Raw genomic sequence first — 14929 nt, forward strand, 5'->3', positions numbered from 1 at the left:
TTGTATGTAATAAGAAAAACGATCCCTGCCTATGCCAGACCAGAAACTAAAGCTCAACATATTAAACTTTGAACATCCACAGGAGAAGATTGAAGTAAGTCTCTTTCGAGAGAAAGCTGAAGGGCTATCCCCTATTGCGAAGTATGAAGTTCCTTTGGAGATATATGATTCGAACCCGGAGCTAAAGGATGACGAGTTTGAATACTTGTACTCGGATTTCACCAACCGTGAAAATGCCGACTACTCTGTTACCGTTGATTTAAACAATAGTATCCGCTTCGCTAAACATTACTACACCTGGCGCATCAAACAATACTTCCGGGGAGTCGCCAGCATCACTACACCCAATTTTATTAAAGACATTGAACTTTGGTTTAAGGATCCTCAACGCAGCAACAAGCAGTGGACTACATTTAAAAAGTTTGCGCTAAAGGTTAACATTGGCCGGATTACCAAGTTTCCTGAGCTTTCTATTTCCTTCGAAAGCCATTCAAGGGTTTATAATACCAGTTTATTAGACCTCGATGTAGATACCGATCTGTTTAAGTGGATCATTTACAAAAGGGAAAAGATCAAGTTTGAAGAAAGACCCGAAGAAGTAAATCTGGACATGGACCAGGTTTATCCTGTTCTGAATAACCCTTTGAAAGCCGCATTAAACATAGACATCCCTTACGAACGGGTGCCCAATAAATATGAGCGTTACTACAATTGTATTTCTGATTTTTATGCCAATTACTTAGATACACCAGAGTTTCGCTCCATTATTCCCATTACATCTAACGGCTTCATTCCAGTCAAAGATTTTCGGATAGGCTACACCAGCAAGGGCAGCAATCAATTGATCTTTGGCAGGGACAAGCCAGGAATCCGCCCATTTGATGGAATCAAACAGTTTGGGCCTAACCACCCATCCCCTTTGTCGCATGTAAGGATGTTTTTCATCTGTCATGAAGACGATGCCCAGGACTCCGCCAATCTTCTTTATAGCCATTTACAAAATGGCTTTAAAAGTTTCCGTGGGCTGAAACGCTTTGTGCGTTTACCAATAAGCATTAAAAAAGATGAACAGATCACTTTTACTGATAAAGATGATCCTCTAACCGAGATCAGGCAGCATCTTACTCAAAAGACACTTGATCCACAGGTAAGCTATCTTGCCATGTATATTCACCCGCGGTCTAAGGAAGAACAGACAGAAGCTGACCGAAGAGCTTTTTACCAGGTAAAAGAGGAGCTACTGAAATTTGGTATAACATCCCAGGGAGTGGTGAAGAATACCATTTCCGACCCCGAGGCTCAGTTCAGCCTTTCTAATATTGCGGTCGCATTGCTTGCAAAGTTGGATGGTATACCCTGGCGATTGGAGAGATCAACCTACAGCGAGTTAATTGTGGGTGTAGGAGCATTCAAACCTCGCAGTGCGCAATATCGCTATGTGGGTAGTGCTTTTTGCTTCTCTAATGATGGACGCTTTCAGGGCTTCGAGTGCTACTCGGAAAACAGTACGAAAATGCTCGCAGGTTCCATTCGCAAGGCGGTAAGAACCTATTCCTCTGTTCACCCTGATGTGAAGCGGCTTGTGATTCACTTTTACAAGAACATGAGCAATGATGAATTGAAACCAATTCTGAAGGCACTCCATGATTTAGGTTTAGATATACCGGTAATTGTAATCACTATAAATAAGACTACTTCAAAAGACATGGTGGTATTCGATACTAAATCGAAAGGTCTAATGCCAGTCAGTGGCACTTTTGTAAATGTTGGTCGAAATCAGTTTCTGTTGTGCAACAACACCAGGTATTCTGAAAACACTGCAAAAATTGACAGTTTCCCATTTCCCGTTAAAATAACCATCCAGGCAGATAAATCAGTCCTGAATGATCAAAAAACGGTTCGCAACCTCATTGATCAGGTGTACCAATTTAGCCGGATGTACTGGAAGTCTACTAAGCAGCAGAATCTACCCGTAACCATCAAATACCCAGAAATGGTAGCGGAGGCTTTTCCCTATTTCAAGAGTAATCGTATCCCGGAATTTGGAGAAAATAATCTTTGGTTCTTATAAAATGCCTGACCAGCTCAGACCATATCAGAAAAACGGCATTACCCAAATTTTTGAGGCTTGGGACCCGAAGCGCAAGAACCTCATGAACGTTCTATTCCAGATGCCTACCGGCACTGGAAAGACTCATGTGTTTTCTGAAATAGTCAGGAAAGCCCATCTAAAAAAGAAGAAAGTACTTCTTGTAGTCCATAGGAAAGAATTGGTAGAGCAGATTGTTGAAAGGCTCCAGGATAAGTTTGAAGTGGAAGTTGGGGTAATTCTGGCCGGAACAAAGCCTGACCCTGATAAGAACATACAGGTTGCCAGTATTCAAACCCTTTCGAGACGCAAATTTCCTCCTGCGGATATTGTCATTATTGACGAATGCCACCACTCAAAAGCCGCCACCTACAAGAAGCTCTGGGAAATTTACCCTGATGCACGATTTCTTGGAGTGACTGCTACTCCTGTCCGATTAAACGGTGAAGGCTTCGATGATCAGTACCAAATTCTTATTCCTCTGGGCAAACTCAGTTACTTTTTTGAAAAAGGATATTTAGCCAGAATCAAACATCTCGTGGGAGCTATTCCTGATCTCAGTAAAGTGAAAAAGAAGATGAGGGATTACGACCTTCAGATGCTGAGAAACGTAATGTTAGCCAATCACTTAATGGCTGACTTGGTGAAGACTTACAAGAACAAAGCAAACGGAAAAAAGACTATCGTCTTTGCTGTTGATGTCGAACATAGCAAATCCATTGTACAGCGTTACAATGGCGAGGGTATTGCCGCTGCCCATGTGGATGCTAATACACCAAAAGAAGAACGAAAGTCTATTCTCGAGAAATTCAAAAAAGGGGAAATCCTCATCCTTTCCAATGTCGATATCGTGTCTGAAGGGTTTGATGTTCCTGATTGTGAAGCCGTGCAGCTTGCCCGGCCAACAAAATCGTTAGTTCTCTACCTTCAGCAAGTAGGACGGTGTATGCGCCCTGCCCCAGGAAAGGAATTCGGACTTGTTCTGGATAATGCTGGCTTATGGCTTGAACATGGATTAAGCTACGTAGACCGCGAATGGACATTGGAAGGAGTTAAAAAACGGAAAGGCACAGCTGCTTCCAAAGAAATTATAGTAGAGGATGAAGAGGGGATAGTCCGCAAAGTAAAGGCCCCTCATGAAGCCGAAGGCTTAGAATTGATGGAGTTAACAGAAGAATTAGAGCGGCTCCTTATTTTTGAAAGCTCTATCAGCTTTGCCAAGAGCAAGGATCATAAGTTGATCTCAGCCGTTTACAAATACCGGGAATACCTCATTGAAAGAAGGTTGGAATTGTCCGATACAGAGGCTTCCTATTGTCACAAACGCTTAGCCACCTTAGGCAACCCGGTCAAGAAAGGATTTTGGTATCACTTGAGAAAGGATATTCGCGAAGAAATAAAAGCGTCTCTAAAAGTTGAAGAAACCTCATTCTGAGACCTTCGGGCCTCCAGCAGCTACTTTTTGAAATCTCAAGACCTTTTCTTATTTTTGCCGACTGTGAAATGGCTATGCTACATATTGGCAGTTTATTTTCTGGGTCTTTCGTTCATAACCTGTGCGGATGATCTTAGCAATAATCCCTCTACTGAAAATCAGCAGGTTGTGATGAACAGTGATTCCCATTCCGGGCACGATAACGGGTCATCTTCCAATGATTTATGTAATCCAATATGCTCCTGCCATTGTTGTCATATCCATGTTATCTTCCCCAATGCAATGAGCAAAGCCAATCCACTTGGCAATCCATCGCATTACCCTTTTTATCATCAAAATTTCAAAAGCCTCGACCTCTTCGAGCTTTTTATTCCTCCAAGAGCCTAAACCCGGGCAATTTCAGGATAGTTATGCCTTTTCATCTCCTCAGAGGAGCTGATAGAGCAGCTATTTCAATAATCCTGATTTCATAAGCCTTTTTTGTGTCAGGCCGGAAAACGGCATTATCTGTAGCAAGAATTTTTAATTCAAGAAAAGGGCAGTTGAGTAAAAAGAAAAAAGGCAGCGAGAAAGTTACCTGGCAAAAAGTGCTAAAGTGGTTCTTAATTGCCATTGGTTGTATAATCCTGCTCTTAGCCACTATCGAACGGGTACATCATTACTTCACTGTCCATTTAAAATAACATCAAAGCATTATGATAGACAAAATCATTTCCTTTTCCATAAGGAATAAATTTATTGTGGGCCTGCTCACATTGGCCCTCATAGGAGTGGGTATCTACTCCATGTCCACGGTTAACCTAGGTTCGGTGCCGGATATCACCAACAACCAGGTACAGGTAATGACCGTATCCGAAAACCTGGCTACCGAAGATATCGAGCAGTTTGTCACTTATCCGGTGGAACTGGCCATGGGAAATCTTCCCGGAGTGGAAGAAATCCGTTCCGTTTCAAGGTTTGGCCTGTCGGTCGTCACCATCGTTTTTGAAGACGATATGGGTACTTATCTGCCCCGCCAACTGGTACAGGAAAAACTGAATGAATTACAGGAGACCATCCCCGAAAAGTTTGGCGACCCAACTATGGGTCCTATTTCTACAGGCTTGGGCCAGATCTATGAATATACCATCCAACCGAAACCGGGTTATGACACTGTCTACAGTCCAATGGAACTGCGAACCATTCAGGATTGGATCGTAAAAAGACAACTCACCTTGCTTAATGGTGTGGTGGAGGTCAACTCATTTGGTGGTTACATCAAACAATACGAAGTGGCTATTAATCCTGAAAAGCTCAACGCCATGGATGTGAGCATTTCAGAGGTTTACGGTGCCCTTGCCCGAAATAACGTAAATACTGGCGGTGCTTACATCGAAAAAAACCGGATGTCCAATTTCATTCGCGGGGAAGGACTGGTGCGCTCTCTGGACGACATACGGAGTATTGTAATCCGAAACGAAAATGGCATTCCCATCACCATTGATGACGTGGCCGAGAAAGTTCATTTTGGTCACCAGGTGCGCTACGGGGCTTTCACCCGTGATGGTAAAGAAGCCGTAGGAGGCATAATAATGATGCTGAGGGGATCCAACCCTAATGCCGTTATCCAAAACGTGAAAGAGCGCATGGAGGAAGTAGAAAAATCGCTTCCCGAAGGGCTCACGATTGATGCTTTTATCGACCGTAGCGCACTTATAGGGAGAACCACTGATACGGTAAAGAACAACCTGATTGAAGGCGCACTGATCGTAATATTTGCACTGGTAATCCTCCTGGGAAGTTTGCGCGGGGGTCTCATTACGGCCACTACCATTCCGCTTTCTCTGCTCTTTGCCTTCATTTTGATGAAGCAGTTTAACGTTTGGGCCAACCTGATGAGCCTGGGCGCTATTGACTTCGGGATTATCATTGACGGGGCAGTGATCATTATTGAAGGAACAGTTTACGAAATCCAGAAACGTATTCGGTCAGGGAAAATCAAGTTCAACCAGAGTGTAATGGATGAGGTAGCTTATGAGTCCGGCAGCACAATGATGGGTTCAGCCTTTTTCGGACAGATTATCATCCTGATTGTATTTGCCCCTATTCTTTTCCTCACAGGTGTGGAAGGTAAAATGTTCCAGCCCATGGCTTACACCTTTGGGTTTGCCATGATAGGTGCTATAGTCTTGTGCCTCACTTACGTTCCCATGATGTCTGCCCTTTTCATGAAACCCATCCAAAACAGAAAGAACTGGTTTGGGCGATTTGAACGCTGGCTGGAAAAAATCAGTGATAAAATCATTGGTGGCATTCATGGGGCCTATCTACCCTTACTCAAAAGTGCACTCAGGTTTAAAACAATGGTAATTATCGTTGCTGTTGTTCTGCTCGGCATAGCAGGCTATACCTTTTCCCGAATGGGAGGAGAATTTGTGCCCCAACTGGATGAAGGTGATATCGCCATGCAGGCATTGATAAGGCCGGGAAGTTCGCTCAGTGAATCTACAGAATTATCCTATAAAATTGAAAACCTCTTACTGGAGAATTTCCCGGAAATCAAAACGGTAACAGCCCGCATTGGAGTGGCCGACATTCCTACCGACCCTATGCCAATGGATATTGCCGATATGTACCTCATTCTGGAAAAAGACCGGGATAAGTGGACTACGGCAGAAACGAAGGAAGGGCTTATTGACGAAATCAAGGAACTGCTTGAAGAGCGGTTGACTGGTGTCAACCTTGTGTTCACACAACCTGTGGAACTTCGATTCAATGAACTACTGGAAGGTGTGCGTGAGGACATTGCTGTCAAGCTCTATGGTGAAGACCTGGATGTACTGGCTACCAAAGTGCAGGAAATGGCCGATATTATTGAAACCGTGCCGGGTGCTGGTGATGTAAATCCCGAACGGACTTCGGGTTTGCCTCAAATGACCGTGCGCTATAACCGTAAGAAAATGGCGCAATACGGCTTGGACATTGAAAAGGTGAACGAGTATATCAGTTCTGCTTTTGCAGGTGGAAAGGCAGGGGTGATTTTTGAAGGCGAAAAACGCTTTGATCTGGTCATCCGTTTTGATGAGGCCCACCGCCAGGGTATAGACGACCTGCGCACCCTGTATATCGACCTTGAGAACGGAACACAAATTCCCATCAAAGAAATAGCTGACATAAGCTACCAACCAGGCCCGATGCAGATTAGCCGCGACAATACCTACCGTAGGACTTACGTAGGTGTAAATGTGCGAGGCCGGGATGTGGAGTCGGTAGTGAATGATATACAAGTCAAATTAGATGAACAGCTGAATCTGCCATCTGGCTATTATATTACGTATGGTGGCGAATTTGAGAATTTACAGAGTGCCAAAAAACGGCTCACTATTGTAGTGCCCATTGCACTCTTTTTGATATTCGTGCTGCTCTATTTTGCACTAAAGTCATTTTCGCAATCCATTATGATCTACATGGCCATTCCCCTGGCAGCCATAGGGGGCGTTTTTGCCTTGTGGATGAGAGATATGCCATTTAGTATTTCAGCCGGTGTTGGATTTATCGTGCTGTTTGGTGTAGCTGTATTGAATGGTTTGGTTCTGATCAACCGCTTCAATTCCCTCAAAGAAGAAGGGGTGACCAGCTTAAAGGATCGAATTTTGACCGGTACCAAAGAAAGGATTCGCCCCATCATGCTTACGGCAACCACGGATATATTCGGTTTCCTGCCTATGGCTTTCTCGGCATCTGCCGGAGCGGAAGTGCAACGGCCTTTGGCCACCGTAGTAATTGGCGGTATGCTGTCGGCTACACTTCTTACGCTGGTTGTACTGCCTGTACTCTATACCTTCGTTGAGAAACGCAGGGAAAAGAAAATCGGAAACCAGGGGCATAAAACAGCTCTGAACACCATCGTTCTACTTATTGGTTTAGGTAGTTTTCTCGGGTTTTCCCAATCTGCAAAGGCGCAAGGAATAAACCCGGATACCTTGCAAAGCATTTCCCTTAAAGATGCCCAAAATCGGGCTGTTGAGTATTTCCCTCAGATCAAGGCCAAAAGGCTTCAAATAGAAAGCGAAGCAGCGCTGAAGAAAACAGCCTGGGACTTTGGGAACACCCAAATTTTCACGGGAGCGGAAGAAGCAAGCAGCAATACTGATGGAGTTTATACGCGGATAGGGGTTCAACAACAAAATATTGATGTTTTTGGAATTGCTCCACGACTGCGCTTGCAAAAGGAACGGGTAGCCCTTGCCGAAAGCGCTCTCGACCTGTCATTAACAGAGCTTAAACGAGAAGTGAAGTTGGCCTGGGGCCAGGTTTACACCGCTAAAAACACCTACCAGGTGTACAACCGTTTGGATTCGCTCTTTACCGATATAGAACGAGCGGCAGATGTGAGATTGGAAGTAGAAGAAACTTCTAAACTGGCCTATTTGGCCACTAAAAACCAGGCCAATGAAGTGCGCATCCAAAAGGAACAGGCCTATCGCGATTACCTGGGCGCTTTGCAGCGGCTCAACTTATGGCTGGTCAGCGATACCCTTTATACAGTACCGGATGTGCCCAGTGAGCAATTGACCGGAATCCTTAATTATGACTTGGATTCCCTAAGTACTCACCCTTTGCTTAATGTGTATCAACAGCAAATAAAAGTGGCCGATGCTCGAATAAAGGAAAGAAGATCGGAGTTTTTGCCCAAGTTACAAGGACAGTATGGCTGGCAAGAAGTTGGGGGGCAAACCGGGTTTTACACCTACCAAATAGGCATACAAATCCCCTTGTTTTTTGGGCCCGAGCTGGGCCGTACGCAAGAGGCTAAAATCCAGCGCGAAATTGCCACGGAAAATCTCAGGCAAAATCAGCTACAACTCAATGCCGAGTACCAATCCATGCGGGAAGAATACCTGAAATGGCGTAACTCATGGATTTACTATCGAGACCAGGCATTGCCGCTGGCACGCGAGCAAAGACAAGGTTCGATAACGGCTTACCGAGAAGGCGCAATAGACTATGTAAGTTTTTTGCAAAACATAAGGGACGCTATCCGCATAGAAGTGGATTCATGGAATGCCCTGGGCAATTACCTGGACAGCCGCTATGAACTCGAATACTATTTACAAACAACAAACTAAAACCGGTAACGGATAAAAATAAACGACATGAAAAATCAGATCATAAAATTATTTGCACTGCTATTTATAGCAGGTTTTGTTTCGGCCTGTGGCAACGAAACCGATGGCGATGGGCATAATCACGAGGAAGGTGAGCAGCACGAATCGCACGAAGGCCACGGTGAAGAAGACGGCCATGAGGGGCATGGCGATGAAGAAGGCGGGCACGAAGGCCACGGGGAAGAAGGCATGGGCGAAGTTCATTTGTCCAACTTAAAATTTAAGAGCCTGGGGATGAAAGTGGACACTATGCCCACTCGCCCCATATCGGGCGTGGTAGAAGCCAATGGCCAGTTGGAAGTGCCACCACAACACGAGGCCACCGTTACAGCGATAGTTGGAGGCAATATCACTTCCATCAAAGTGATAGAAGGGGATAAGGTCAGTAAAGGCCAGGTGCTGGCATACCTGTCTCACCCTGATCTAACCGAGATTCAAACCAAGTACATCACGGCCTACAACCGCAGTGAATACCTTGAGCAGGAATACAACCGGCAAAAGAAGCTGTACGAAGAAGAAGTAGGTTCCGGCAAAACCTTTCAGGAGACCAAGTCTGACTATCAATCCATGAAAGGAGAAGTAAAGGGCTACGAAGCCCAACTGCGCCAGTTGAACCTGAAGGTAGAGAAAATCAGGAATGGTGATGTATATGAGCAGGTGCCGGTGGTAAGCCCCATAGATGGCTACATTGAAAAAGTGTTGATCCAGTTAGGTCAGTACATTCAGCCGCAAACGGGAATGTTCAAAATTGTCAATACCCAGCACATCCACGCAGATTTAATGGTATTCGAAAAAGATGTATACAAAGTGAAAGAAGGGCAGAAAGTTTCTTTTACTGTGGAGTCCGTGCCCGGTTCACGCCTTACAGCCGAAATTTATTCGGTAGGGAAACAATTTGAACAAAACCCCAAAGCGGTTCACATCCACGCAGAAATTGAGCAAAAGAAGGAATTCCTGATACCAGGGATGTACATCAACGGAAAAATCCACACGGAGAATAAAGCTGTAAACGCCCTGCCGGAAAGTGCCATTATCGAGGAAGAAGGTAAACCCTATATCTTCATAGCTGAACAGCACAATGAGGATGGTGAGACGGAGTGGGCATTTAAACCCGTGGAAATACGAACTGGTGTTATTGATGAAGGTTGGGTGGAAATAAACCTGCTGGAACCACTTCCCAAAGGAACTAAAGTAGCCTGGAACAATGCCTACTACCTTATCTCAGAGATGAAGAAAAGTCAGACATCGCATAGTCATTAAAATGAAAAAATCCACTTTCATAATTTCAAAAATGGACTGTCCCTCAGAAGAACAGATGATCCGTATGAAGCTGGAACCTTATAATGAAGTAAAGCAGCTTTCATTTGATATCCCCAATCGCAAACTGGAAGTATATCACACAAACGAAGTGGATAAGATCCATCAGGCCATTAGTGAACTTAAGCTCAGTGACCACTTGGAAAGTACGGAAGATGAAGCTGAGTTGCCGTTGGCTACTGACGACTCCCAACAGCGAAAAATACTTTGGTGGGTGCTGGCTATCAATTTCAGCTTATTTGTAATAGAAATGACTACCGGATGGATTTCCAGTTCTATGGGCTTAATAGCCGATTCTCTGGATATGCTGGCAGATTCCATCGTTTACGGTCTGAGCCTATTTGCTGTAGGTGCTGCCATGTCTCGTAAGAAAAAAGTAGCTAAAATCAGTGGCTATTTTCAGATGGGACTGGCACTATTAGGCTTTTCAGAAGTATTGCGCAGGTTTTTCAGCGAAAGCGGAACGCCCCTGTTTCAGTGGATGATCATCATATCAGTACTGGCACTCATAGGCAATCTGGTTTCGCTTTGGCTGATCAATAAAGCTAAGAGCGATGAAGCTCACATGCAGGCCAGTGCCATATTTACTTCCAACGACATTATTGTTAATGGCGGAGTGATCCTGGCCGGTGTTATGGTTTATTTTCTAAACAGCAAATGGCCGGACCTGTTAATTGGTGGAATCGTGTTCGCCTTTGTGATGCGGGGAGCTATTCGCATTTTGAAACTTTCTAAATAGTAACGACATGATACAGATAGAAGAAAATATAGACAAAATTTACATGGTTGCTACAGGCAAACTTGATGATACCGATTACGATAAAATGTTACCACTACTGTGGCAGAAAATTGAGCAGCACGAACAAATTAGCTGGTACTTTGAGATGCAGGATTTTGAAGGCTGGTCAGCAAGCGCTCTTTGGCGCGATGCGAAGTTTGATCTTAAAAATAAGGAGCATCTTAAAAAAGTAGCCATTGTTGGCCAAAAGAAGTGGCACGAACTCATGACAGATATCATGAAACCTTTTACCGATGCAGACATCCGGTATTTTGATGAGGAAGAAGCTGAGGAGGCGAGGGAGTGGATTAATAGCAAGTAACTTCTTATGGAAAAGGAAAGAGGAAAATATCTTAGAAAGGCCCGTAAAGTACAGGTTTACAATGTCATTTACGACACCATTGAAGTAGTTGTATCTCTCATTGCAGGTTTCTCTTCCGGCAGTGCAGCTTTGATCGGTTGGGGCCTCGATAGCATAATTGAAGTAGTGTCGGCAAGTACCTTGTGGTGGCGGCTTAATGGTGAAGTGAAAGGCATCAGTGAAAAGCGCGTTCGAAAAAGGGAAAGAGCCACTCTCTATGTTATCGCCATTTCATTTTTACTGGTAAGCGCCTTTATTACCTATGATTCTATTTCAAAGCTGATAGCTCAAAACCCTCCTTCCTGGAGTACAGCCGGAATTGTAATACTCGTGATTTCTCTCGTGGTAAATCCGATCCTGATTTGGTACAAATACCGCTATGGCAAAAAGCTGGACAGCAAGGAGCTAATTGCAGATTCCAAGGATACCTTTGTATGCCTTTATCAGACCATTGCAGTCTTAGGGGGTCTGCTTGCTGTTCGTTATCTGGATTGGTGGTGGGCCGATCCTGTTGCAGCATTTCTGATCGTGCCCTATGCTCTTAAAGAGGGTTGGGAAGCTTTTCAGAACGGAAGAAAGATTGATGTTTAGGTTTGTTCTATGATGTAGCTAAAGCAAACAATATGAAATTCAACACTATTAAGCCTTCCAGGTTGCAGCCATACTTCGAGCAGGAGCTTAGAGTATATCGGGCAGCTCTGGAAAAGGATCAATTTAGAATTGCCTGGAGACATCTTGAAAGGGCACATATAATCGGCCAGTCTTGCCCCTGGGAACACAGCTATTTGCATTGGAAGATGCTTCTCTTTGGTATCAGAATTAAAAGTGCCAAAGAGGTGATCGGTCAAATACCACGGTTACTGGTAGGTGGGGTAAAGTCTTTTGTTGGGAAAATTCCTGTAGGTAATACAGGAGGAGCCAAGGTTCCACCTCTAAAATCAATGGAAATACCTCCGGATATTCAACAATTAATTAACAGTGTGAAATGATTACTATCCTTAAATCAATGGTTCTGTTTGTATTAGCCGGCTTATTCGAAATCGGAGGCGGTTATATGGTTTGGCTCAGCTTAAGGGAAGGTAGGCCCTGGTGGATTGGCGTTTTGGGTGGTCTTATTTTAATAGGCTATGGAGTGGTGGCCACCTTTCAACCGGCAAATTTTGGCCGGGTGTATGCAGCCTATGGCGGCATTTTCATTGTGATGGCTATTATCTGGGGCTGGAAGGTGGATGGAGTTGTGCCGGATAAGTATGACCTTATCGGTGGCACTGTTGCATTGCTTGGTGTACTGATTATTATGTATGCTCCAAGATCAACGTAGTACATCCTTATCTCATTCCGTGTAATGTACAAGAGCGCAATTAAGCTTTTGGCGAAAAATATTTTCTATTACATTTAATCATTTGCTTAAATGACAACAGTAATGTACCTTTGTGGTCAAAGTGAAGCAGAATGTCAAAAGCAGATCCCATAAATTGCATACGTGCCGAGGCAGACCAGGCGCAAATTGTAAGAGGAAGGTCCGAATTGGAAAATCTCCAGCCTCAGGTAAATCAGTTAGCCTCTGTGCTTGCTTTGGCAGGAAATGAAGTGCGCCTGAAGATGCTTTACCTCCTCTTTTTAGAACGAGAACTTTGTCCCTGCGACTTAGCCGACATCCTACAAATGAGCGTTCCGGCTGTTTCGCAGCACCTGCGGAAAATGCGAGACGGACGGATTATTATTTCAAGAAAAGAAGGCAAGACCATCTTCTATTCGCTGGAAAATGAAGCATTAAAAGATTTGAAACCAATGCTGGAAAATCTTCGGGTTCCATCCATAAAAGAAGCTACACAATGAGTGAAAGTAAATCATCCAAAGGACTTTTAGGAACAGGGATAGTTGCTGCGATTGCAGCATCACTATGTTGTATAACACCGGTGTTGGCTCTGATCGCAGGCGCCAGCGGTGCAGCCTCAACTTTCTCATGGCTTGATCCTGCACGGCCCTACCTGATAGGCATTACCATACTTGTTTTGGGCTTTGCCTGGTATCAAAAATTAAAGCCACGTTCTAAAGAAGAAATTGATTGTGCTTGTGAGGATGATGAAAAGCCGTCTTTCTGGCAATCCAAAAAATTCCTGGGCATAGTCACCGTTTTTGCTGGATTGATGCTGGCATTTCCGCTCTACGCAGATGTTTTTTATCCCAAGCAGGATCGACAAGTGATTGTTGTTGATCGGCAAAACGTTCAAACAGCAACCTTTTCTGTAAGTGGCATGACCTGCACAGGGTGCGAAGAACATGTCAGCCATGAAGTGAATAAATTGGATGGTATCGTGGGCGTGAAAGCTTCTTATGAAAATGAAAATGCCATCGTACAGTTTGATTCCTCTAAAACTTCAGTCGGTGAAATTGAAAAAGCAATCAATAGCACAGGTTATAAAGTGACCGACATAAAAAATCAATAACCCATGCAGCATTTTGATGTATTTATAATTGGCGCTGGAATGGCAGGTATCACTGTCGCAAATAAATGTGCTGCTTCTGGTTTATCGGTAGGCATTACCGATGAATTACCTTACGGAGGCACGTGTGCGCTGAGGGGTTGCGATCCAAAGAAGGTATTAATCAGTGCCACTGAAGCAACAAATATGGCAGAGAATCTCCAGGGAAAAGGAATTACCGGAAAGCCGGAAATAAACTGGAGCGACTTGATGCGCTTTAAAAACACCTTTACGGAACCAATGCCTGCTAAAGTAGAAAAAGGCTTCCGTAAAAATGGGGTAAAGTCTTTTCATGAAAAAGCTGAATTTATTGGAAAGAACAAACTTCAATTAGGAAATGAGCAGATAGAGGCTGGAAAGATCCTCATAGCTACCGGTGCTCAACCACGTCCGCTGGGAATACTGGGGGCAAATTATGCATTGACGAGTACAGACTTTCTGAATCTTGATGTATTGCCTGACTCCATCTTATTCATAGGAGGCGGTTATATTGCCTTTGAGTTTGCCCACATTGCGGCCCGGGCAGGCGCAGAGGTTACCATTATTCACCGTGGAACTCACTCCCTGGAGAATTTTGACCCAGACATCGTGAAACATCTACAGTCGGCTACAGAAAAATTAGGCGTTAAAATCCATCTGAAAACTGAAGCATTAGAAATTCACAAAGAAGAAAACACACTAATCGTTAAAGGCCGACAAGATGAAAAGGAGGTGCATTTTCAGGCCGAAGCTGTTTTTAATTCCTCCGGTCGAGTGCCGGCCATTGCAGATTTAGCCCTGGATAAAGCCGGAGTTTCCCATGGCAATAATGGTGTTGAAGTAAACCGGCACCTGCAAAGTGTTTCAAATCCGCACGTTTATGCGGCTGGCGATACAGCTGATACTGATGGTTTGCCACTGACTCCGGTTGCGGTCATGGAAGGTCACGTTGTAGCCTCTAATATCATTAATGGAAATAAAAAATCTGTTAATTATGGTGCAATTCCCTCGGTGGTTTTCACCCTTCCTTCCATTGCTGCTGTGGGTCTAACGGAGCAGACTGCTAAGGCAAAGAATATCGATGTGTCTGTAAATTACCAGGAAGCCAGTTCCTGGTTCAATGCAAAACGGCTAAATGAAAATCAGTACGCTTTTAAAACCATCACTGATAAAAATAGTGGTCAGTTGCTGGGAGCACATCTGATTGGCCCAGAGGCAGCCGAAACCATTAATCTTTTTGCGATAGCCATTACAGCCGGATTGAAATCAAAGGATTTAAAAAAGATGATCTATGCCTATCCAACCTTCGGTTCAGATCTCTCATACATGGTTTAAGA

13 protein-coding genes are annotated in these 14929 nt (G+C 44.2%); all 13 read left to right on the top strand.

Features of this window, described 5'->3' with window-relative positions; genetic code table 11:
• Nucleotides 1–31: 31 nt before the first annotated feature.
• Entirely contained in the window at nucleotides 32–2071 is a 2040-nt protein-coding gene (locus ABHV44_RS04850; RefSeq protein ID WP_459073536.1) for a Piwi domain-containing protein, read from the top strand.
• A 1-nt stretch (nucleotide 2072) separates the two neighbouring features.
• Nucleotides 2073–3524, top strand: a complete 1452-nt coding sequence (locus tag ABHV44_RS04855; protein ID WP_459073537.1) for a DEAD/DEAH box helicase — start codon at nucleotides 2073–2075, stop codon at nucleotides 3522–3524.
• A gap of 63 nt (nucleotides 3525–3587) precedes the next feature.
• Entirely contained in the window at nucleotides 3588–3911 is a 324-nt protein-coding gene (locus ABHV44_RS04860) for a DUF6660 family protein (RefSeq protein ID WP_459073577.1), read from the top strand.
• Nucleotides 3912–4219: 308 nt separating this feature from the next.
• The gene (locus tag ABHV44_RS04865; RefSeq protein ID WP_459073538.1) at nucleotides 4220–8632 is read left to right on the top strand and encodes a CusA/CzcA family heavy metal efflux RND transporter; all 4413 of its coding nucleotides are present in this window, start codon (nucleotides 4220–4222) and stop codon (nucleotides 8630–8632) included.
• 27 nt (nucleotides 8633–8659) lie between these two features.
• Nucleotides 8660–9931, top strand: a complete 1272-nt coding sequence (locus ABHV44_RS04870; protein ID WP_459073539.1) for an efflux RND transporter periplasmic adaptor subunit — start codon at nucleotides 8660–8662, stop codon at nucleotides 9929–9931.
• 1 nt (nucleotide 9932) lies between these two features.
• A complete protein-coding gene (locus ABHV44_RS04875) occupies nucleotides 9933–10727 on the top strand; it encodes a cation diffusion facilitator family transporter (RefSeq protein WP_151166741.1) in 795 nt (264 codons plus the stop codon).
• A 7-nt stretch (nucleotides 10728–10734) separates the two neighbouring features.
• Nucleotides 10735–11088, top strand: a complete 354-nt coding sequence (locus ABHV44_RS04880) for a SpoIIAA family protein (RefSeq protein WP_210757725.1) — start codon at nucleotides 10735–10737, stop codon at nucleotides 11086–11088.
• Between the two features lie 6 nt (nucleotides 11089–11094).
• Nucleotides 11095–11718 (top strand): cation diffusion facilitator family transporter, encoded by a 624-nt coding sequence (locus tag ABHV44_RS04885; protein ID WP_210757724.1) that lies wholly within the window; start codon nucleotides 11095–11097, stop codon nucleotides 11716–11718.
• Nucleotides 11719–11750: 32 nt separating this feature from the next.
• Nucleotides 11751–12116, top strand: a complete 366-nt coding sequence (locus ABHV44_RS04890) for a DUF3703 domain-containing protein (RefSeq protein WP_210757723.1) — start codon at nucleotides 11751–11753, stop codon at nucleotides 12114–12116.
• Nucleotides 12113–12448 (top strand): YnfA family protein, encoded by a 336-nt coding sequence (locus ABHV44_RS04895; protein WP_459073540.1) that lies wholly within the window; start codon nucleotides 12113–12115, stop codon nucleotides 12446–12448. The genes ABHV44_RS04890 and ABHV44_RS04895 overlap by 4 nt, the downstream gene beginning before the upstream one ends.
• Before the next feature lie 131 nt (nucleotides 12449–12579).
• On the top strand, nucleotides 12580–12966 hold the full coding sequence (locus tag ABHV44_RS04900) for an ArsR/SmtB family transcription factor (protein ID WP_459073541.1): 387 nt from the start codon (nucleotides 12580–12582) through the stop codon (nucleotides 12964–12966).
• Nucleotides 12963–13577, top strand: a complete 615-nt coding sequence (gene merTP / locus ABHV44_RS04905; RefSeq protein ID WP_459073542.1) for a mercuric transport protein MerTP — start codon at nucleotides 12963–12965, stop codon at nucleotides 13575–13577. The genes ABHV44_RS04900 and merTP overlap by 4 nt, the downstream gene beginning before the upstream one ends.
• A gap of 3 nt (nucleotides 13578–13580) precedes the next feature.
• Complete coding sequence (locus tag ABHV44_RS04910) at nucleotides 13581–14927, top strand: dihydrolipoyl dehydrogenase family protein (protein WP_459073543.1); 1347 nt, start codon at nucleotides 13581–13583, stop codon at nucleotides 14925–14927.
• Nucleotides 14928–14929: the final 2 nt, after the last annotated feature.

The organism is Halocola ammonii (assembly GCF_049334165.1).
GTDB lineage: Bacteria > Bacteroidota > Bacteroidia > Flavobacteriales_D > Sanyastnellaceae > JBEGHD01.

Excerpts from the sequence above, each read along its gene's own strand:
- ABHV44_RS04875 (WP_151166741.1), top strand. The coding sequence starts at position 9,933 with ATGAAAAAATCCACTTTCATAATTTCAAAAATGGACTGTCCCTCAGAA.
- ABHV44_RS04910 (WP_459073543.1), top strand. The coding sequence starts at position 13,581 with ATGCAGCATTTTGATGTATTTATAATTGGCGCTGGAATGGCAGGTATC.
- ABHV44_RS04885 (WP_210757724.1), top strand. The coding sequence starts at position 11,095 with ATGGAAAAGGAAAGAGGAAAATATCTTAGAAAGGCCCGTAAAGTACAG.
- ABHV44_RS04865 (WP_459073538.1), top strand. The coding sequence starts at position 4,220 with ATGATAGACAAAATCATTTCCTTTTCCATAAGGAATAAATTTATTGTG.
- ABHV44_RS04850 (WP_459073536.1), top strand. The coding sequence starts at position 32 with ATGCCAGACCAGAAACTAAAGCTCAACATATTAAACTTTGAACATCCA.
- ABHV44_RS04895 (WP_459073540.1), top strand. The coding sequence starts at position 12,113 with ATGATTACTATCCTTAAATCAATGGTTCTGTTTGTATTAGCCGGCTTA.
- ABHV44_RS04890 (WP_210757723.1), top strand. The coding sequence starts at position 11,751 with ATGAAATTCAACACTATTAAGCCTTCCAGGTTGCAGCCATACTTCGAG.
- ABHV44_RS04855 (WP_459073537.1), top strand. The coding sequence starts at position 2,073 with ATGCCTGACCAGCTCAGACCATATCAGAAAAACGGCATTACCCAAATT.
- ABHV44_RS04900 (WP_459073541.1), top strand. The coding sequence starts at position 12,580 with ATGTCAAAAGCAGATCCCATAAATTGCATACGTGCCGAGGCAGACCAG.
- ABHV44_RS04880 (WP_210757725.1), top strand. The coding sequence starts at position 10,735 with ATGATACAGATAGAAGAAAATATAGACAAAATTTACATGGTTGCTACA.
- ABHV44_RS04870 (WP_459073539.1), top strand. The coding sequence starts at position 8,660 with ATGAAAAATCAGATCATAAAATTATTTGCACTGCTATTTATAGCAGGT.
- merTP (WP_459073542.1), top strand. The coding sequence starts at position 12,963 with ATGAGTGAAAGTAAATCATCCAAAGGACTTTTAGGAACAGGGATAGTT.